Source organism: Bacillus sp. 123MFChir2 (assembly GCF_000383235.1).
Taxonomy (GTDB): domain Bacteria; phylum Bacillota; class Bacilli; order Bacillales; family Bacillaceae_G; genus Bacillus_A.
Genome location: NZ_KB910933.1, coordinates 19,958 through 39,013, shown reverse-complemented (window position 1 = coordinate 39,013; position 19,056 = coordinate 19,958). Strand labels below are relative to the sequence as shown.

Here is a 19,056-nt window from a genome sequence, read left to right as displayed (position 1 = left end):
TTTTCCACTTTGTATTTATATACAAAGCGGATTATGAAACTTTGTATACAAATAAGCTTTCGCTTGATCTTCTATTCTCATAGAAAACAATGCTTTTGTTTCAATTTGATCTGCAAATATTGCTGCTTTTTGCTCTTCTGTTGCATCTACCATATACTCTTTCACAATCGCAGCAACAATTCTCCATAATTCTTTTTCCTGTACGTCGTCTATCGCAAGAGCTAACGTAAATAACACATCTCCAAAGTGGTTTTGCAATACAGAATGAATAAATTTGTTATAAACTTCATTTCTATCATCTGTAAATACAACTGCTTCTTTCAGATTCGCAATATCTACTACCTTCGCTAATGTCTTCTTATGAATTCGCACGCCTCCTAAATCACGCACAAAAATTCGTTGGATTGCTCCGCCCTTTGTAACAATAATAGAGTTTTGCATATGCCCTTCTAATGCAATTCCATATTGTAAAACAAGCTGTAGTAAAGGAATCATAACTTTCTCTGTATAATGAGCAACATAATGAAATACCTCTTTTTTGCCAATCGTTTCTGTTTCAAAATATGTGCGCATTATATCTACAATAACTGGTTCATCTTCTTTTAATGGATTACTTGCTGTTAAACTAGCTCCAACCCATAGTAATTCTCCTTCTTGCTTATATACATGTGGGCTTTCTCGTAAAATAAATGCGAGATTCCGTCCTAAATCAACATTACCATTTTTCGTAAAAGTAGCCCCAACTCGTTCACGAACAACAACCACCGACTGTGCTAACTCTTTCTCATTTGCGTAAATGGTATCAAATAACGAAGAAAGAACCGGTCCGTTTACAGTTATTTCTGGTGATACCGTTCTGACCGCACTCGTAGCTTGCGCGCGTACCGGAAGCTTGACATGGTACGGCAGTTCTAGTAGATTCATCGTTCGAAATGAAAGCGTCGCCCGGGACAGAAGTTGATACGGAATTGGAATGATGCGCCCTTCCGCTAAATCGGTCTCATACTCTTTGGTTAGCACATGTTCATATTGCCATGGATGAACAAGAAATGGATAATAATCCTCCATTTGTTTTCTTTGATTTATTAGTGTTTCATATGCTGTTTCATATAAATCTAGCAGAGCTGTATATAATAATTTTTTGTCAAAACGCTCTCCTGTAACTGTTATTACATCTTTATGAACAAGTAATACATATAACGGAACAACTTGTTCAAATTCAGGTGCATAGCGCTTTACTTCTTCTTTCGATAAACCAAGTTTTGTTTTTGTTGAAGGGTGCAGTGGATGTCCTTCAATTACTAATGACTCTGTATATAAGAGTTCATCAAACGACGTACATCTTTTTGACTCTTCGAAGAATTGATATAGATTATTTGGTTTGTATTTCGCATAAAACATCATGTTTGTTTCGAGCTGTTGCTTTACCCATTCCTGTTTTTGTTCCCATGCCTCATAAGCCAGTTCTAAGTTCTCAACGCTGTTCTGTAATTCATTTTGCAGAGCATCTGAAACATGGAGCTGAAAGAATGGTGCTACCTCTTCAAAAAACACTTGTAATGAATCAATCCATCTAATATGCCCTCTTACTTTAAAGCGAAGTGGGAAAGAAAATTCATATCGTTCAAATGCCCCTTCTTGTTGCACTTGTAGTAATAATTCTGCTTCATTCATACTATCTATAATTTCAATACCATGCTCATGCTTTAGCACAGCACAACTTTCTAATAAAATTTTTTCACGAATTAACGCATTACAAAAACGATTTAAAATACGATATTCTGCTTGTACTCGATTGGATTGTTTATTTTGAATGGACAAAACTCTTCACCTTCCTATTTTGTTTTTTCACTTTTATGTATTGCAATACAAATGGGATCATACATAAAATCCCCATCATCACAAATGTTTCAGAAATCCCCACATACTCAATTGCGTAACTTACTATAATTGAACCGAGCGGAATCATTCCTCGGTCCATTAATACAACACTAAGCATGAGACCTCGTTCTTCTTCACGAACATTGTTTTGAAAATAAACACGGTTACTAGAACGTAACAACTGTCCAAAAAGTCCGATAGAGAATAGAAGTATAAAAAACACAAATGTATTACTAATAACTAGGAGCGGTATACTAATAGAAAACAAAAGTAAACTCATGTAATAAATCTTAATTTCTGAAATATACTCTAGTATTCTAGGAAGAATAATCGTTGCTATAATGGCCCCAATTGCTGCCGCAGACATCGCAATGCCGAATATTTCCGCTTTTCCAGTAAATTGATGAGAAACGAGTACAGGCAGTACAGACGTATAAGAGAAGCCAAAAGCCATTGTGATCATCGATGTCATAAATATATTTCTTCCCATTTGATCATGGGAAAAATATTGAACAATTTGTTCCCAACTTGCTTTTTTCTTTTCCTTTCGTTTTTTCATCTCTCGATCTTTCATTGGTAATACGAGAATAAATGCAACAAATGAACAAATTGCCTGCATCATAAACGTCACCTCAATATGTCCTCCTGCAATCAAAAAACCAGCAACAGCTGGCCCTGTTGAGCGGCAAACATTCATCACAAATGAGTTCATAGATATCAATTTACTAATTTGCTGGTTCGTATCGATATCTGAGAGAAGCGTATTTCGATTTGGTGTTTCTAATGCACTAATTACTCCTCTTATAAATGAGAATAGAAGAAAAATAAAAAAAGAAGGAGTAATAAACACAACATACATGGCAAGTAGAGTTGTAACTACTAGCCCCCAGAATGAATAGGTCTTCATCAACTTAATACGTGGATACAGATCACAAAGCTTCCCTGCATATACACTAAACAACGCAATAGGAATCAGCCGTACAAAGTTGATCCATCCTAAATACGTGGCACTATGATACAAGTCATAGACGTACCAATTGATTGCAGTCATTCCAAGCCAATTCCCCATAAATAAGAAAAATGAACTACTAAAAAATAGTTTACGAATAAAAACCACCCCGAAACTTTTTGTTGCATTTTCACATGCACTCTTTATAATTGATATTGATTATCATTATCTATGTAAAATAATATAAATTATTCTTTTTTATCTGTAAAGACAGAAAACTTGAGAAAGGTGGTTTCTATGCAACTCAATAAAGTTCAAACATTAGAATTAGAGGAACAAAACTTGCTTTCTTTTTTACAGCAACATTACGCACCACTACATGAAACCTATCAACAAATGATTCAAAAAGGACGAGCTGGTATACTTGAACGATTACTCTCTTCCTTCATTCGTGAAAATATATGTAACATGACAGAGACCGGGATTTTGCTTCGTAAACATAAAGGAGTATTTGTTTCATTTTCAGAACAGTGCTGTCCAGACTTTTTACTAGATTATATAAATACTCATACACAGCAATTTAACGAGTTTTCAATAGTACAAGGACTATATTTTAAGAAGCAAAACACATACTTGCTTATACCTATTCGGCACATATATGCTTTTGAACGACCAGTTATCAGTGGGCCGTATCTTCTTGTATCACCTTCTACTGAAAAAGAAATTACGCATCCGAATGAGGCATTAGCACTGCTAATACAGGAAGATTGGCAAGGGCCTTCTTCCTATTTTCAGATGTTTGAAGACGATGTTACAAATAGTGCTGCTAATTTGGCTCTTGCTTATACATTTCATGAACAAACTGAGAATACGAAGGCGCTACAAGCTGCTTCTCAGGCCCGCGATTCCTATGCCTTTTTCGAACAGCTCGTTATAGAAGGACACCCTTGTCACCCTGGTGCCAAAATGAGGAAGGGTTTAAGCCCAGAAGAAACATTAGCTTATTCAGCAGAGTTTAAGAATACGATTCCACTCCGCTTCGTAGCAGTACACCAAAATTACGTAAGCTCAGCTTTTATGGAAGACCAAAATTGGAATGAAATAATATTTTCTTTTGAACCTGCACTACAAGTAGAAGCTGAACTAAAAATCGGTGATAAGCTAGACGACTATATTCTATTACCAATTCATCCATGGCAAGCTACTCATACGTTACGTGAAATTTATAGTACTGAACTTGAGAAACAAGATATTATTTTATTGGACTATAAAGCAAAATATTTAGCGGGGATGTCATTTCGCACAATCTTTCCCGCCCAGTATGATACGATTAGACCACATTATAAACTAACAACTAATATTCATTTAACTGGGGAAGTACGAACTTTATCAGAACAAACGATTCACAACGGGCCAATTATGAGCAACATTTTAAAACAAATTGTTACGCAAGATACAATGATTGACGATACTCGTTTTGTTCCTATTTTGGAGCGGGCTGGTGCTCATTTTCTTCATCCAAATGACGTAGACGAAGAATTCCAAACATTACGAAGTGAAAATCTTGCTTGCGTCATACGTGATAATATCCATGCTTATGTGAATCAAGATGAATGGGCTATTGTCGGATCTGCCCTTGTCGCTTCCGTACACGGTACAAATAAACCATTCATAGTAGAACTAATTGAACTATATAAGGAGAACCATAACCTACCATTACACGATGCAATTGTTATGTTTATTGAGAAATATGTAACAAATGCTCTTACCGGTTTTATTCCGCTCATGGTGAAATACGGCATTGGCTTAGAAGGTCACCTGCAAAACACAGTCCCTGTCTTTAAAAAAGATGGTACACCGGATCGATTACTCGTGCGTGATTGGGAAGGTATTCGTGTTCATCGTAACCGTTTACAAAATGCAGGGTTTGATTTAAACATGTTTCATCATAAATCAAGAATTTTAGTAGACGATGAAAAAAGTATGCGTAATAAAGTATTTTACTCTGTAATGCAAAATCACTTTGGCGAATTATTTTTACATATCAGTCAGTTCTATGAATTAGATGAACAACTGCTATGGAATATAGTAAAACGAGTCTTACATAATATATTTGTAGATTTACAAGAGGATCCTAACTACAAAGAATGTGCAATATCTGACTATGCTGTCTTTTTTGCAGATCAAGTAGATTATAAAGCTTTAACCCTTATGCGGATGATGGGAGAAGCTCATGCTTATTTTTATGTAAAAGTTAAAAATCCATTATGTGATTGAAATATATACAAGTTTAAAACTGGCATAAAAACCCTTTCTTTTTAAGGGGATGAGAGAATCTGGCTGTGCATAGAGACGGTCAGGGCCCTTTCCTACCACATGCGAGGTTTAAAACAAAAGGAGGATGAGAGTGCAGGTCATGTTGTATTCTGCATAGCAGGGTTTTATATGAATAAACGACCCAAAAGAAAGAGCGTGTTTTGAAAAATTTAATCAAAACACGCTCTTAAACTATTTTAATGTATCACTCTTTTATAAAAAGTTTAATCATTTTTTGTTTTTTTGTTCAACTGAGGCATTCGTTAATTGAACAAGTTTTTGCAATTTTATTGATCAACTTTGCACTAATGCCTTAACTAAGGACCATCACTATAAGAAGATGACTCTTAACTATTTTTTTCAGGGAACTGATTCCGGCCAAATCTCCAAAAATATAATTCATCTGTTTCTTTATACATTTCCGCACCTGATTTTTGTAATACCCTGTGCGATGGGATATTGTCTTTATCAGTATCAGCAATAACGTACATAACACCGTTCTGATTTAACAACCAGTTTTTCATAGTATGAATTGTTCCCGTCATATAGCCGTTTCCTTGATATTCAGGAAAAGTATAATAACCAATTACTACTTCACCAGTTTCATTTGGAAGACCTTTTAACATGATTCCTCCAACACTACAATTTTTATCTTTCGACACAATTAACCAATTGGTATACCATATATAATTCCCCTCATCAATTAACAGCTTTGAAAGCCTTGTTTCCATAGCTTGTTTAAGCTCCAGGCTAAGAAATCTATTTGATTCACTCAAAGATAACCTTAGTTCCATTTTCTTTGGATTATCAATTAGTAATTTCAAGTTTTCTGCACTGAGAGGAATTAGCCTTGACCGCTTCTATGCACAGCTTTATATAGTATATACAGAGGCTTTCACACCTTCATATTTTAAAAGATCCTCATACTCTTTTTCTAATTCACCTAAAGTTAATTCATACAACTGTTTATTTAATACTTTATATATTCCTACATCAATTAACTTCTCAATTAATTGTTTCTTCCTTTTCTCTACAGCATAACGAAGCCCATAACTCATTCTTTTTCCAAACTCCTTTCGACACTTTACTGCATGAACGTTTTGTGGCCACATTATATATATGTATGATGGTAAATAAAAAAGATTCATATTTTATTTTGAGCATTGACATACCAATAACAATCTAGGCTATTATCATAAAGAAAAACGCAGAAGAATGTTTTTTCTTCTGCGTTTTGTAAAATGGCATATCTTTCATTATATTTGTTTTAATTATTTTCAGTTTGACAATTTATATCCACGGTCCAACCTATCATTGCGGCACTATTTTGTTCTTTCCAAACATTCATCTTTTCTAGTATAGATCCAACATTAAACAATGATTGGTATAATAAATAATCATCTGTAAACATTCGTTCGCCACATGTAATGATTCCATCTGTTACTACCACAAGATGATTGGTTCCTTTCTGTAATTCACGAACTCCAGATGTAAAACAAGGCGTTGCTGCTGCAAAAACATTCGGTCTACCAATTCGCTCATAAAACTGTTGTTCATTTAAACGGCCCTGTTTGCATTGCTCTGACTCTGGTTGAAATAAATAAATGAAGCACTCTCCTACTGACAACCAATACACAAACTGGTCTCTCCGAAGACAAATGAGACAATCTGTTTGCCCTTGCATCTTTTCACTTTCTTTAATAAATGTTTCATCTGTAAATAGCGATAATAAATACATATGCGTATGATGAAAAACTAAATGATTTGGATAGGAAAACAGTTGTAGTAATTTCTCTTTTCTTTCACAAATTATCTCTATAATAAACTTTGCTCTTTCAGTTGTATGTTCAGCTTCAAAAATCATCACAAATTCCCATGAACCGTGTGGATCACACCAAGCAAGAACAGCATCTTCATTTGTATTCCCGCTATATAATCCGATAGAAAGAGGACCTAGCTCTTCAACATGAATTTCATTTAAATACGCTTTATCATTACCAATCCATTTAAAGGTATGTACAGCCTTCATCCCCATCCCTCGTTTCATTATGATTATAAGATAAGCTTATAGTATCTACTAAAAAAAAGATACTTTTTCAAAGAAAAATTTGGACATATCAAACTATATATGTCCAAATTAAAAAAATTACGTAACTACTCAGTTACTCTTTGAAAAACCGACAGAAAAACATTTTTTTAAAATGGTCGAGAGGGACTGGCTATGCATAGAAGCGGTCAGGGCCTTTTCCTGCCACGCGCAAAGTTTTAAAACAAAGAGAGGTAGCGAGGTGTAGGCCCGTTTCTATCTCCATGACAGTAATCTATATGCTGAAAAATAAAAATAACTTTCTATATGCAATAAGGGGCGGGGCGTATTTTCGCTGGAATCATACTCCTTACCAAACTTCTAAACGAAATGTATGACTGAGTAGTTACAAAATTACATAAAAACCCTTTTCTTTTTAGATGGACGAGAGCGTCTGGCCATAAGTAGAAGCGGTCAGGGCCTTTCTCTGCCACATGCGATGTTCAAACAAAGAGGAAAGAAAGTATGAGGGTATTGTTTGCTTAGCATGGCGATGATTTGTATGTTGGAAAGGAAAATTGAATTTATATATATCTTTACAAACGATTATATCGTGTTGTACGATTTTAAAAAAAGAGGTGCAATTATGCTAATCAACAAACATTGGGAAACAATTTATTTTTATCTACGTTATGAATATGAAGAAAATTTAACTCACCAAGCCATTCGCATTTTACAAATGATATCTCGTCAAGAGGCACAAACCATTAGTGCAATTGCAGCAAAGCTGAAACTCTCACATAACACTGCTTCTGAACATATTAAACGATTAATTCAAAAAGAATTTGTATTAAAAGAACGTAGCCAACAAGATGAGCGAGTTGTAATTGTAAAGCTCACAGAAAAAGGACAGCAAGCACTAGCTACACACACACTACTCGATGAAGTAAAACTAAAACAAATAGAAGAGAAATTATCCGAAGAAGAAAAAAAGCTAATTCAATCTGCATTCGAATTATTAGCAAAGGAGGCTTACGATGTCTTTTCTCATTAAGGTAATCGTCTCTGCACTTATTATTGGGGGCGTTACAGAGATTGCAAAACACTATAGTACACTTGGCGGCTTCATTGCCGCACTTCCGTTAATTAGCTTGCTCAGTTTATTCTGGATTTCTGTTGAAGGAGGTTCTAAAGAAAAATTAAGTGATTTTGCACTTGGCGTGTTATGTGGGTTTCCTGCATCAGCCTTATTATTATTCATCGTTTATTTAGGGCTTCGCACCTCATTTTCACTTAGCACTTCAATTTTATTCGGTATAGGAGTATGGGGAATATTATTGGTGTGTCAGAGATTTTTTCAAGCTTAAGGGGGCGTTATTTTGATTACACATGTAGATGTTTTCGGAAAAAAAGTTGAAGTACTGATAACAGGACAAGGGAAACAAACCGTTGTGATTCAAACCGGAATGTTTTGCTCCTTTTACAATTGGATTGAAATTGCAAACGAACTTTCTTCATACTACAAAGTTGTTTTATTTCATCGCCCTGGCTACGGGACTAGCGAATTAAATGGGAAAGAGCGGACAACTGAGCAAACCGTGTATGAATTGCGAGAATTGTTACATGTTTTACACATTCAAGAACCGTTTATTTTAGTTGGACATTCTTATGGTGGTTTATGCGCACAACATTTTACGATGCTCTATCCAGAACAAGTTACTGCGCTTGTTCTTGTAGATTCAACGTCTATGAATTTGCACCGCTTAGATGAACTCCACTTACCTACTTTAGATGAGACAGATTCAGATGAAAAATGGATTGAAAAATGTTTATTCTATGCCAATTTAAACACCGCCCAATTACAACAAGAAGTATTCCCAAAACTAACAACTGCACAAGCAACATTACCTATCGAAATACAAAAACGATTGCTAACTTTTCCAATCTCTCCAGCCCTTTATAAAGCCGTTTCCTCGGAAATCATTCATTGGAAAGATTGTGCTCAAAAGATGAAGAGTATGCAACCATTCCCTAACATACCATTAATAATTATGGGAAGAGATGCCCATCATTCTATCCAACAAGCTATTCAAGATGGCATTCCTTATGAAGAAGCAGTAGCCTTAGAAACTGTATGGCAAGAACTAATTCATGAACAAACTACACTTTCAAAACAAAGTCAACTTATTGTTGCTACTAAATCGGGACACTCTATTGAGGTAGACCGACCTGATATAATAATAGAAGCGGCAAAACTAATCACACATACGCAGAACGTATAAATATAAATTAAAATGGACATAAAAAAACCTTTCTTCTTAGATGGACGAGAGCATCTGGCCATGTATAAATCGGTCAGGGCCTTTTTCTGCCACATACAAGGTTTAATACAAAGGGAGATAGCGAGTGCGGATCATAATTTGGTTATATAAAAAGAGGAAAGCAATAAAAACACTGCTTTCCTCTCTCTTTTATTCAAAGTCTTCTTCTAACTCTTCTACATCATAAAACAAGTTCCCAGTACTCACATGAATCGGGCCGTTTGCGACATCAACACGTAATACCCACGCCCATGGTACAGATAATCTTTCATGCAATGCCCGCCAAAAAGCCATTGACTTTCTTTCATATTCTTCAAATTCTTCTAGCATCTCTTTATAGGAGGCACCGTCTAATTGAATATTTGCTTCCATTAAACGTGAAAAGGCATAATGTTTTAGTTCTAGTTCTGCAGCAATTTCCATTTCTTCAGGTGTTGCCATACCAATAATTGTTCCGTCAGGTGGTAAAATCTCATACACATTATGAACTTCTACAACTTCTCCTGGCATGGATGAAAATCGATTGTTTTTCTCGAACATATGAACAGCCTCCTTTTATTAAAAGCTTTTGTATTCCAGCCATTTATTTCTATAAACGCTTTATCATCTCCTGCTCTTTTCATCAATCTTCATACATTCTTTACAAAATCTTCTTTCCAAATTTGATTTACTTGAACTAGTTGGCTTTCTGTAAATGTCAGCTTATATATGTCAGGCATCTGTAGTTCCTTCCAAAATGAAAAATCATATTTGGAATCGAAATAATTCATGATAAGAGCCATAATATTTCCATGTGTTCCGATTACAATATTTTTCCCTTTATATTTCTCCAAGATTTTCATGATACAAGAAACTCCGCGCTCCTGAGCAATAACGTTCGATTCTCCACCTTCTAAATGAAACGAGGGATCTTCCCATACTTTTGTAATAGCTTGTTCAAAATCTTGAACAGGCTGCAAACTTAATAAACGCTCTCTTATGCCTTCCTCTAACTCAATTGATAATTGAAAATGCTTGGCAACCCCTTCTACCGTTTGAGTAGCTCTCTTATATGGACTAGCAATGACAACATCTATCTGTTCATTTTTCAATATTTCTGTCACTCTTTCTGCATCTTGCCAACCTTTCTCAGATAACGGTCTTTCCCTCTCATCAGGTGTATATGTAGAATGTGCGTGCCGTACAAAATAAATAGTAGTCATTCCCTTGTCCCCTTTACTTTATTTATTATTTTTTCAACATATAACTCGCTTCAATGCATAGCTAGTTGCTCTCATTCCCTTACCCAAAAAGGGTTCCTATATCATTTGTAAACTGTACTTATATAAGTTTAATGGTATCATACTTTACTTAGCAAAAAGCATGATGTTTTATTCAAACACCATGCTTTATTGTTTACATAATAAAATTATAAGATTAAAAATGTTACGGATAATAAACTTTATAAAATTATTTCCCGTGATGTAACATGAAATCACTTACTTCTTCTTCAATATGGTTTAGCTTCGCAATTCCTTTTTTCCATTTCCGAATATAATGTGTTACGCCTATAACGAAAGAAACAAAAAGAGAAGAAAGAATAACTCCATATACAACACTAACCGTACTCATTCCGACACTTCCTTGTAATTGGATTATGATATTAGTATACTCCTTTTTTTCTCCAAATGTAGGAAGTTCATATTTTTGTAACAATGACTGTTCATTTTTAAGACATAGACACTCCCTCTTGATGCCTAATATCCTTCCATTGCTTCGTTCCAAAGGAAACAACAACAAACAGTCCGATTGTTGATATAAAAATAACAATGTATGCTGGTATATAGTCTAAAAGCACACCATACAAAAGCGTTCCAAGTGGGACAATTGCTGTTGCAATCGTTTCAATTAACCCAAATACACGTCCTAAATATTCAGGTGCTGTCGTTTTTTGAACATATACTTGCATTGGAACATTAATTGCAATTAAATTCACTCCAAAAAGAATCATAAGGGTAATGTAATATATGAAAATCATTGTATTAGATAATGAAAGAAACATTGGCAATCCAATGCAAAACAATAAGGCTGATAATATGAAAAGGTTCCTGCGAATCGTCTGAAACTTATTTGTTGTCTCTGCTCGAACGGATAAAATAATAGAAGCAATTAGCATTCCAACCGCAAACATTCCTTCTATGACTCCAAATTGCTGAGAGGAAAGTGCTAATTTTTGAACGATTATATATGGTAGTGAAACGTTAACTGCACAAAAAAAGAAATTTAGCCAAAATGAAAGTTTTACCATCGAAAAGATGTCACTTTTCTCTTTCACATATACAAAACCTTCTTTTATGCTCGTTAAAAAATGACCTTTCTCTTCTGTTTTGTTTGTTTTATACAAATCAAAGACCATAAATACTTCTACCAGCGCTGCAAGAGCAAAGGTAATACCATTTAGTAAGAAAAAGAATTTTATCGAAAATAATCCGTATACTAAACCACCAATAACTGGTCCTAAAATCGTTGCAAGCGATGTAGCTGTTTGATTTAATGAATTTGCTTTTTGAATACGTGTTGTATCAACTAGAGATGGAATTGAAGATGTTAATGCAATAGAGAAAAAACTTGCACATATTGATAACAGTGCAGCAGATACATAGATGAAGATTACTGAAAGTCCAAATGAGGTTGAAAGTAAAAACATGGTGAACATAATAAAAGCACTTAATATATCTGCTCCAACAGCAAGCTTCTTCCGGTTCATTCGGTCTGCTGCTGCTCCGGCAATGGGCCCACAAATTAAACGCGGAATGGATCCACAAACAAGCGTAATCGCGAATCCCATTCCAGATCCTGTCGTTTTTAAAACGTATAACCCCATTGCGAACGTATAAATATTTGCGCCAAGTATTGATGATAATTTTCCAATCATCATCAATACGATATTTCGCGTTGCCATTTTCAATCGTGTATCATCTTGATTTTTTAATACACCCTCCATACACTCACTCTCCCCTTAAAAGTTAAATTGTGTTAAACTTATTATATAATCAATTTTCAGAATTTGACAACGAAAAGTTTAATTATATTTAACTTTTGTATAAAAGGAGAAGTTCCATGGCTACTCTCGGAGAAAAAATACGGACATTACGAAAAGAAAAAAAACTTACCCAATCTGAACTTGCTGGGATAGAACTAACAAAAAGCATGCTCAGTCAAATCGAAAATGGGAAAGCGACTCCTTCTATGAAAACATTGCATTATCTTGCTAACAAACTCGGCTGCGATGCAAGTTTTTTATTAGAAGAAGACGCGAATGAACTTACTGCTCTTGTACAAAAGATGGAACAATATGTACAAGATATGCGCTTTAAAGATATCTATGAAACCCTCCATCCTATTGTGCATGATGTGCTACCATCTACCATAGATACTGCACGCTTATATAAACGATACGTCCAGGCAGCACTTAATATGAAAGATTACGATGTACATACGTATATTGAGAAAGCAACAATAATTTTTGAAAAATATGCTTTATATCGAGAAAGTACAAAAACAAAGCTCCTCTTCTTTAAATTATTGTTTCTCAAAAAAGAATATAACGAGTGTTTACAATTACTTACGTCTATTCATGATGAATATAATGAAAAACATTTAGAAATGGATTTAATTTTGCAAATTGAACTTTTTTTCGACGAGGCAATCATTTTATTGGCAATCGGAAATTATGACGACTGCAAGAAAACAATTTTACAAGCACTTGCTTTTTCTAAAGAGAACCAAGTGTACTATAAAACAGATGATTTTTATCGGATTTTATCCTATCAAGCCACATTCTCTAAAGATACTGAGGGTTACTTATACTATTTAAAGAAAGCAGAACAATTTGCTATATTCACAGAAAATCCTGTATCAAAAACTGTTCTCCATATATTACAAGCTTACTTTCACAATATGTTATCGGGACAATATGAGATCGCACTTTCACATATTGAAGCATATGGGGAACAATCTATACAGGTACTAGGCCCTGAAAAAGATGGGTACTATTATCTAGAAAAAGGAAAAGCGTTATATGGTTTAAAACGTTATCATGAAGCATTACAGTCTCTGCAACAAGTGACAATTCCTACTTATACGCACCATCCAATAGACCTAGCATTACTAACTACAGCTGGCTCTTTTCGTGCACTATGCTATATGCACTTAGAAAATAAAAAACAAGCACTGTATGAAGCAAAACAAGCACACAATGCTATGCAAAGCTACCATACTCCGATGTTCTCTTCTTTCACTGAAGAAACATTACAAATGATTCAAAAGCTTTAAACTCTCTATCGATTGGTATATTTCCCCTTTCTTTAAGGAAAAATAATAGTACAAGAAAACTTCCATCTTGATGATTTACCAATCGGATACAGAGAGGAGTTTAAAAATGAACATTCAAAGAGCAAAAGAAATTTCAGAATCAATGGACCAAACAAATGTAACATTTCAAGGCATGTCTGTTATGATTCAACATGTCGATGAAACAAATGAAACTGCGCGCATATACGAGGCAACAAACCCAAATCGTGAACTTACCGTTCCCGTTAATAGCTTAGAGGAAATATAAGAACGCCCACTTCATTTTATTTTGAAGTGGGCGTTCTTATATTTTCCCCTTATGTATCCAATTTAAAAATCAACCTAAAAACCCTTTTCTTTTTAGGTGGGCGAGAGCGTCTGGCCATGTGTAGAAGCAGTCATGATGTATTCTACAAAGCAGCGACTTAAATAGAAAATCGGAGCCGACTGTATAGGCAGAGCTAGACAAAGATGTCGAAAAATTAAAATGGATTTATGTATACTTCTCTTTATTGTTTAACATTACATTCATTACGGTAAGTGAAATTAATATTTTTTTAAAACGAAATGACATACTATTCAGGTTTTATGATAAACTAAAAAGAAAAATTTTATAGTAAGGGGGGAAAATACAATGAACAAAGCTCCATACTATGCCGTCATCTTCACTTCCCAGCTATCATCTGAAACTGACGATTACGAAATTGTTGCAGATGAAATGGTAAAGCTAGCTGCTGAGCAACCTGGCTTTATCAATGTTGAAAGTGTCCGTACTGAGACTGGATTTGGTATTACTATTTCATACTGGGAATCGCTTGAAGCAATTAAGCAGTGGAAAGAAAACGCTGCCCATACAGTTGCTAAAAAAAGAGGACGAGAACAGTGGTATGAACAATTCCATACGAGAATTTGTCTCGTTGAAAGAGAGTATCGTATTACAAAGGGAGAATCTTAATCTATGAAACAGAAAACTGCACTTCTTCTTCTACATGAAATATACGGAATCAATCAACATATGGAGCATGTCATTCAAACATTTTCATCCTCGGCTATAGACGTGGTTTGTCCAAATTTATTACAGCGCTCCTCCCCTTTTCATTACGATCAGGAAACAGAAGCATACTTACATTTTATAAATAACATTGGTTTTAAAAAGGGAAAACAACAAATTGACAGTTTGCTCACAGAACTACGAAATAACTATGCTTCTGTTGGAATTCTTGGATTTAGCGTCGGCGCAACAATTGCTTGGGTTTGTAGTGAAGATTCTAGAATTGATTTTGTAATTGGATGCTACGGTTCACGTATTCGTGATTACATAAATATTGTACCGAAATGCCCGACGCTTTTATTATTCCCAGCAAACGAAATTAGTTTTTCAGTTTCTGCTTTGATTGAAAGCTTGCAAAGTAAAGGTCATCCATTTTTAAAAATAAAACAACTTAACGGAGAACATGGTTTTCTTGATCCATTTTCTAAAGCGTACAACAAAGAAGCTACAACTCAAGGGTATGAGATTGTACGCTCTTTTCTTCAAGACATAACAGAGAAGTAACACCTACTTATATTTCATTCCGTTTATATTATCATTATCCATCACGCGAAATGATTGTGATATGGTCATTTTGCAACAAAAAATGAGCTTTCGAATCTTTATATACATACTATCTTACTTGTGACAATCATATGGCAAAACGTCTTCAACAGAAAGAATAACTATATATTTAAAAACACCTCCCTCTTTCTAGTAAACGAGAAAGTATGCAGTACAAAATGAAATTGTCAAAATGATGTTTTTTGTCATTACAAGTGAAAATACATGTGATACAATCACGGAGAACAATAGAGAAACATAATGGGGGTACGAATGGAAACGTTATTAGTTCAGCAAAATGAAACATCGAATAAGTTTTGGAAAATCATAGTAAAAGAAAAAGAATATGTTGTATTTTACGGCAAGATTGGAACAGCTGGTAGTGTAAAAGCGAAAGAATTTGAATCAGAGGAAGTATGTCAAAAAGAAGCCAATAAACTGATCGCTTCGAAACGAAAAAAAGGATATGTGGATTCTGCAGACGGGGAAAGTTATATAAAAAAAAAACAATAACTGAAGAACAGTTTTGGGAACTCTTGGACCTTGCTAGAACGAAAGGGGAGGATCAAGAGGAGCAATTGGAGTGGTTAACCTCACATTTGTCTAAACGAACTGTGCATGAAATTGTGGCGTTTGACACTCATTTACATCGGAATATAAAATCCTCCTACACATCACAGTTATGGGCAGCTGCCTATATCATTATGGGGGGATGTTCAGATGATTGCTTTGATTATTTCCGCGGATGGCTTTTATTTCAAGGAAAAGAAACATATGAAGCATGTATTCAAAATCCAGAACGCTTATTACCTGTATTAGAATCATTGGAAGAAAATGATTTTCCACAAATAGAAGAACTCACACTATATTATGGACAAACAGTGTATGAAGAAAAAACAGGAATTGACGACGATACATACTTTACTTTATACCATGTATTGTCAGATGAGACATTTGAGGATGCGGATATAGAGTTTGATTGGAATGAAGATGACGAAGAAAGATTAAAAGCGATGTTTCCAGGTTTATGGGAAGCTTATGGTGATAATCCGCTAGAGTGGTAATGCTCTATAAGTATATAGGAAGAGCCCTTCTTTCTTTAAAAAGGGGCGCTCTTTCAGCAACTTCTTTATGAGTTAGTTGAATAACTAACTTATTTTTACACAAACCTACTTACAATCCACTATAAAAAACCGCTACGCTCAAATTCCAATAAAATTGAATTTGGATGTAGCGGTTTTTCCCTATGATTCTTCCATTTATTTCTCATTACCATTACCTTTATCTGCATTTCTTCCTTTGTCTTCTTGCTCTTTATGAAACTCCACACGTGATTGTGCGCTAATAGAATCAAACGGTGTGTAGTAAATTTGAGGCGTCACTTTTTGAACAAGCATTTTATATGTTGTAAGCCCAATAATAACAAATAACAACATTGTAAACGTAACAACAGCAATTGTTAAAATGAACATGGCAACCTCCCTTTGCAATCGTTATACTACAAAGTTCGATGCAATATGAGATACTCCTTTTTCTAAACTATGAAACTTACATTATTGAGCATTTTTTCTGGTCAATTCTATTTCCAATTATGAAACTGACAGAAAGAAACGCAACAAAAACACCGCTATAACTCCGGTTAGTACAGCACCGAGCAAACTTCTCGTGAAAATCGCAACAAGGAACGTCGGAATAGCTGCTACTAAATAATCTACTTTCATCGTTTCATGCATAAATAACGCTTGTGCTAACAATGCCGCTAATATTGCAATTGGAATATGATTAAGCCATCTTAATCCCCATTCTGGAATTTCTACTTTACTTAATACAAGTAGTGGAATAATTCTTGGAAGCAATGTAACAATTGCACACCCGATTACAACAAGTAACAAATCCCATCTTACTTCCATTTTTCAATCACCACCCCTATTGTCGCTGCTGCAAGTGTGGCAATAATAACAGCTACGCTATTTGATACAAAGAAATGAGCTCCATATGCAATAATCATTGATACAATGGCAACGCAAAGATGAACAAATAACTTCGGACGACTGCTTACAAGTTGTAAAACAAATAAACCGATAAACATCGCCGGTATTGCATAATCCATCCCGTATGTGTGCGGATCTGGTATCCAGTCTCCTAAAATGCCGCCAATGATATTTGCAATTACCCAGTTTATATAACCTGTTAAGTTTAAACCGAGTATCCATTTCTCACTTATATATTGCTTTCCTGTAACATGCTGAGCTGCAACGCCAAATGTTTCATCAGTAATTTGCGAACCGATTACTATGTTTTTCAAAAATGATACCTTTTTTAAATAGGGAGCTAATGCTGCGCTCATTAAAAAGTGTCTTAAGTTTACGAAGAAAACTGTAAAAATAATAGTAGAAGCTGGTGCACCTGCTACAAACATTCCAGCCATAATGAATTGTGCTGAGCCTGCATAAATCAGTAATGAAATAAGTGCAATTTCTGTTAATGAAAATCCTGCTGTTTTTTCAATAACACCCGATGCAACCCCGATACTCAAATAACCAAGAACTGTCGGCAAACAATCTTTCACGCCTTGTATAAACGTGTCATCTTGCGACTGTAATACTGTTGCTCGCTCCACTCCCTATACGCCCCCTTTATCCTTATATAGGATGAACTAAAGCTGAATCATACTTTTTCATCCCCCCTAATCTCTTCTATGCAGAAATAAACTCCTTCTGTTTCACCCTTACCTCTTTAGTAGTTATAGATATACCTACTAATATAAGGAAAGATCCTCACCAAGTCAACAATATTCTGAATTTTAAATTAAACAAAAAGACATTAAAAGAAAAAAGAAGATAACCACCTACTATTCAGGAAATTATCTTCTTTTTGATTTCTGTATATCGATATTCTGTTACTTACACAAAACAGACACTTTTTTACTAACAGCCCTTCTTAATTTGCAGCATCGTATTCCCATTCTTTTGAAATTCATATGGGACTTGTACTTCTGCTACTTCGCATCCTTTGTTTCGTAAGTTTTCTATGAGCTCGTCTAAAAATTCATATCGTTCACCTTTTAAATCGATACATGGGAAAATTCTAATTTCTTGTTTCGCAACGCGGAGCAATTCTGTAATCGTCTCAACATGGAAGTCGTAATCGAAGCGATCACTATACATGAATAAAAAGTGTGCTGATAAAGCTATATCAAATTCTTCATCTTGAAAAGGGATGTTAGGTAACGTAGCATACACATACTTCTCTGGATTATGCTTCATATCCGCTCCGCAAACTTGAAGTGCTTCTAAACGGTGTTTCTTTAAATCTTCTACACTCGAAAAGTAATTCCATATGTAATTATCTTTTGCCTTTTCCATATGCTCCATCGTATGTACTACATCTTGTAATCCCTTTTCATATAAAGCTTCTCCATTAAATTGATATACAACATCACAAGCTGTGACATCTCCGCCCTTTGCATTTGCGACTGCAGTAAATGAACAAGCACCAGCTGGGCAATCTAATATTTTGTTATTTTGTATGTCCTCATCACGCAATTGGAACATGTCACAGTACTCTTCATAGGTCCGGCCAATAAATACAACTCTTTCAATATCTAATTTCATTCCCCCCACTCTCCTCTTCCTTA

The 19,056-nt window shown here is 34.9% G+C and carries 21 protein-coding genes and 1 pseudogene; 9 read left to right on the top strand and 13 right to left on the bottom strand.

Going from position 1 to position 19,056, the window contains the following annotated elements; translation table 11 throughout:
• Nucleotides 1-15 precede the first annotated feature (15 nt).
• Together H280_RS0107825 and H280_RS0107820 are read right to left on the bottom strand one after the other, a co-directional pair.
• Nucleotides 16-1,821: an IucA/IucC family protein gene (locus tag H280_RS0107825; RefSeq protein ID WP_020060564.1), complete on the bottom strand. Its 1,806-nt coding sequence runs from the start codon at nucleotides 1,819-1,821 to the stop codon at nucleotides 16-18.
• Nucleotides 1,805-2,998, bottom strand: coding sequence for an MFS transporter (locus H280_RS0107820; RefSeq protein WP_269208740.1), 1,194 nt, complete (start codon nucleotides 2,996-2,998; stop codon nucleotides 1,805-1,807). Before H280_RS0107820 ends, H280_RS0107825 begins: the two co-directional genes overlap by 17 nt.
• Before the next feature lie 129 nt (nucleotides 2,999-3,127).
• On the opposite strand from H280_RS0107820, the gene H280_RS0107815 reads away from it, so the two are divergent.
• Nucleotides 3,128-5,107, top strand: coding sequence for an IucA/IucC family protein (locus H280_RS0107815; RefSeq protein ID WP_020060561.1), 1,980 nt, complete (start codon nucleotides 3,128-3,130; stop codon nucleotides 5,105-5,107).
• Between the two features lie 386 nt (nucleotides 5,108-5,493).
• On the opposite strand, the gene H280_RS0107810 is transcribed toward H280_RS0107815, so the two are convergent.
• The 3 genes from H280_RS0107810 to H280_RS0107800 all read right to left on the bottom strand — a co-directional run bounded on the left by H280_RS0107810 (nucleotide 5,494) and on the right by H280_RS0107800 (nucleotide 7,175).
• Nucleotides 5,494-5,877 carry a GNAT family N-acetyltransferase gene (locus H280_RS0107810; RefSeq protein ID WP_020060560.1) on the bottom strand — a complete coding sequence of 128 codons (384 nt, stop codon included), beginning with the start codon at nucleotides 5,875-5,877 and terminating at the stop codon, nucleotides 5,494-5,496.
• Between the two features lie 141 nt (nucleotides 5,878-6,018).
• Entirely contained in the window at nucleotides 6,019-6,204 is a 186-nt protein-coding gene (locus tag H280_RS0107805) for a Fur-regulated basic protein FbpA (protein WP_020060559.1), read from the bottom strand.
• A gap of 209 nt (nucleotides 6,205-6,413) precedes the next feature.
• On the bottom strand, nucleotides 6,414-7,175 hold the full coding sequence (locus H280_RS0107800; protein WP_020060558.1) for a protein phosphatase 2C domain-containing protein: 762 nt from the start codon (nucleotides 7,173-7,175) through the stop codon (nucleotides 6,414-6,416).
• Between the two features lie 643 nt (nucleotides 7,176-7,818).
• Here H280_RS0107800 and H280_RS0107795 point away from each other — a divergent pair.
• Genes H280_RS0107795 through H280_RS0107785 form a run of 3 tightly spaced genes read left to right on the top strand, consistent with a single transcriptional unit; the run spans nucleotide 7,819 to nucleotide 9,454 of the window.
• Nucleotides 7,819-8,226: a transcriptional regulator, SarA/Rot family gene (locus H280_RS0107795; protein WP_034303606.1), complete on the top strand. Its 408-nt coding sequence runs from the start codon at nucleotides 7,819-7,821 to the stop codon at nucleotides 8,224-8,226.
• Nucleotides 8,210-8,539: a DUF3147 family protein gene (locus tag H280_RS26375; protein ID WP_020060556.1), complete on the top strand. Its 330-nt coding sequence runs from the start codon at nucleotides 8,210-8,212 to the stop codon at nucleotides 8,537-8,539. Before H280_RS0107795 ends, H280_RS26375 begins: the two co-directional genes overlap by 17 nt.
• A 12-nt stretch (nucleotides 8,540-8,551) precedes the next feature.
• A complete protein-coding gene (locus H280_RS0107785) occupies nucleotides 8,552-9,454 on the top strand; it encodes an alpha/beta fold hydrolase (protein WP_020060555.1) in 903 nt (300 codons plus the stop codon).
• A 189-nt stretch (nucleotides 9,455-9,643) separates the two neighbouring features.
• On the opposite strand, the gene H280_RS0107780 is transcribed toward H280_RS0107785, so the two are convergent.
• The 4 genes from H280_RS0107780 to H280_RS0107765 all read right to left on the bottom strand — a co-directional run bounded on the left by H280_RS0107780 (nucleotide 9,644) and on the right by H280_RS0107765 (nucleotide 12,476).
• Complete coding sequence (locus tag H280_RS0107780; RefSeq protein ID WP_020060554.1) at nucleotides 9,644-10,033, bottom strand: hypothetical protein; 390 nt, start codon at nucleotides 10,031-10,033, stop codon at nucleotides 9,644-9,646.
• Between the two features lie 89 nt (nucleotides 10,034-10,122).
• Complete coding sequence (locus tag H280_RS0107775; RefSeq protein ID WP_020060553.1) at nucleotides 10,123-10,695, bottom strand: histidine phosphatase family protein; 573 nt, start codon at nucleotides 10,693-10,695, stop codon at nucleotides 10,123-10,125.
• A 247-nt stretch (nucleotides 10,696-10,942) separates the two neighbouring features.
• On the bottom strand, nucleotides 10,943-11,104 hold the full coding sequence (locus tag H280_RS0107770) for a peptidase (RefSeq protein WP_028411150.1): 162 nt from the start codon (nucleotides 11,102-11,104) through the stop codon (nucleotides 10,943-10,945).
• Nucleotides 11,105-11,201: 97 nt separating this feature from the next.
• Entirely contained in the window at nucleotides 11,202-12,476 is a 1,275-nt protein-coding gene (locus H280_RS0107765; protein WP_020060551.1) for an MFS transporter, read from the bottom strand.
• A 116-nt stretch (nucleotides 12,477-12,592) separates the two neighbouring features.
• Here H280_RS0107765 and H280_RS0107760 point away from each other — a divergent pair, with 116 nt between their 5' ends.
• From H280_RS0107760 to H280_RS23265, 5 genes and pseudogenes are all read left to right on the top strand, one after another.
• Complete coding sequence (locus H280_RS0107760; RefSeq protein WP_020060550.1) at nucleotides 12,593-13,807, top strand: helix-turn-helix domain-containing protein; 1,215 nt, start codon at nucleotides 12,593-12,595, stop codon at nucleotides 13,805-13,807.
• A gap of 106 nt (nucleotides 13,808-13,913) precedes the next feature.
• Nucleotides 13,914-14,093 carry an H-type small acid-soluble spore protein gene (locus H280_RS0107755; RefSeq protein ID WP_020060549.1) on the top strand — a complete coding sequence of 60 codons (180 nt, stop codon included), beginning with the start codon at nucleotides 13,914-13,916 and terminating at the stop codon, nucleotides 14,091-14,093.
• Nucleotides 14,094-14,459: 366 nt separating this feature from the next.
• Entirely contained in the window at nucleotides 14,460-14,780 is a 321-nt protein-coding gene (locus H280_RS0107750) for an antibiotic biosynthesis monooxygenase family protein (RefSeq protein ID WP_020060548.1), read from the top strand.
• Between the two features lie 3 nt (nucleotides 14,781-14,783).
• A complete protein-coding gene (locus H280_RS0107745; RefSeq protein WP_020060547.1) occupies nucleotides 14,784-15,380 on the top strand; it encodes a dienelactone hydrolase family protein in 597 nt (198 codons plus the stop codon).
• A 312-nt stretch (nucleotides 15,381-15,692) separates the two neighbouring features.
• A pseudogene (locus H280_RS23265) lies at nucleotides 15,693-16,483 on the top strand (DUF4240 domain-containing protein).
• Nucleotides 16,484-16,678: 195 nt separating this feature from the next.
• On the opposite strand, the gene H280_RS23260 reads toward H280_RS23265, so the two are convergent.
• The 4 genes from H280_RS23260 to H280_RS0107720 form a co-directional block, all read right to left on the bottom strand.
• Entirely contained in the window at nucleotides 16,679-16,891 is a 213-nt protein-coding gene (locus H280_RS23260) for a DUF3951 domain-containing protein (RefSeq protein WP_020060546.1), read from the bottom strand.
• A gap of 117 nt (nucleotides 16,892-17,008) precedes the next feature.
• Nucleotides 17,009-17,329 (bottom strand): AzlD domain-containing protein, encoded by a 321-nt coding sequence (locus H280_RS0107730; RefSeq protein ID WP_020060545.1) that lies wholly within the window; start codon nucleotides 17,327-17,329, stop codon nucleotides 17,009-17,011.
• On the bottom strand, nucleotides 17,320-18,039 hold the full coding sequence (locus tag H280_RS0107725) for an AzlC family ABC transporter permease (protein WP_020060544.1): 720 nt from the start codon (nucleotides 18,037-18,039) through the stop codon (nucleotides 17,320-17,322). The genes H280_RS0107730 and H280_RS0107725 overlap by 10 nt, the downstream gene beginning before the upstream one ends.
• Before the next feature lie 307 nt (nucleotides 18,040-18,346).
• Nucleotides 18,347-19,033: a hypothetical protein gene (locus H280_RS0107720; RefSeq protein WP_020060543.1), complete on the bottom strand. Its 687-nt coding sequence runs from the start codon at nucleotides 19,031-19,033 to the stop codon at nucleotides 18,347-18,349.
• Between the last annotated feature and the right edge of the window lie 23 nt (nucleotides 19,034-19,056).

What these genes read in the sequence shown, in the direction of transcription:
- H280_RS0107815 (WP_020060561.1), top strand. Translation starts at nt 3,128, where the DNA reads ATGCAACTCAATAAAGTTCAAACATTAGAATTAGAGGAACAAAACTTG.
- H280_RS0107810 (WP_020060560.1), bottom strand. Translation starts at nt 5,877, where the DNA reads ATGGAAACAAGGCTTTCAAAGCTGTTAATTGATGAGGGGAATTATATA.
- H280_RS0107805 (WP_020060559.1), bottom strand. Translation starts at nt 6,204, where the DNA reads ATGAGTTATGGGCTTCGTTATGCTGTAGAGAAAAGGAAGAAACAATTA.
- H280_RS0107800 (WP_020060558.1), bottom strand. Translation starts at nt 7,175, where the DNA reads ATGAAGGCTGTACATACCTTTAAATGGATTGGTAATGATAAAGCGTAT.
- H280_RS0107795 (WP_034303606.1), top strand. Translation starts at nt 7,819, where the DNA reads ATGCTAATCAACAAACATTGGGAAACAATTTATTTTTATCTACGTTAT.
- H280_RS26375 (WP_020060556.1), top strand. Translation starts at nt 8,210, where the DNA reads ATGTCTTTTCTCATTAAGGTAATCGTCTCTGCACTTATTATTGGGGGC.
- H280_RS0107780 (WP_020060554.1), bottom strand. Translation starts at nt 10,033, where the DNA reads ATGTTCGAGAAAAACAATCGATTTTCATCCATGCCAGGAGAAGTTGTA.
- H280_RS0107775 (WP_020060553.1), bottom strand. Translation starts at nt 10,695, where the DNA reads ATGACTACTATTTATTTTGTACGGCACGCACATTCTACATATACACCT.
- H280_RS0107770 (WP_028411150.1), bottom strand. Translation starts at nt 11,104, where the DNA reads ATGAGTACGGTTAGTGTTGTATATGGAGTTATTCTTTCTTCTCTTTTT.
- H280_RS0107765 (WP_020060551.1), bottom strand. Translation starts at nt 12,476, where the DNA reads ATGGAGGGTGTATTAAAAAATCAAGATGATACACGATTGAAAATGGCA.
- H280_RS0107760 (WP_020060550.1), top strand. Translation starts at nt 12,593, where the DNA reads ATGGCTACTCTCGGAGAAAAAATACGGACATTACGAAAAGAAAAAAAA.
- H280_RS0107755 (WP_020060549.1), top strand. Translation starts at nt 13,914, where the DNA reads ATGAACATTCAAAGAGCAAAAGAAATTTCAGAATCAATGGACCAAACA.
- H280_RS0107750 (WP_020060548.1), top strand. Translation starts at nt 14,460, where the DNA reads ATGAACAAAGCTCCATACTATGCCGTCATCTTCACTTCCCAGCTATCA.
- H280_RS0107745 (WP_020060547.1), top strand. Translation starts at nt 14,784, where the DNA reads ATGAAACAGAAAACTGCACTTCTTCTTCTACATGAAATATACGGAATC.
- H280_RS23260 (WP_020060546.1), bottom strand. Translation starts at nt 16,891, where the DNA reads ATGTTCATTTTAACAATTGCTGTTGTTACGTTTACAATGTTGTTATTT.
- H280_RS0107730 (WP_020060545.1), bottom strand. Translation starts at nt 17,329, where the DNA reads ATGGAAGTAAGATGGGATTTGTTACTTGTTGTAATCGGGTGTGCAATT.
- H280_RS0107720 (WP_020060543.1), bottom strand. Translation starts at nt 19,033, where the DNA reads ATGAAATTAGATATTGAAAGAGTTGTATTTATTGGCCGGACCTATGAA.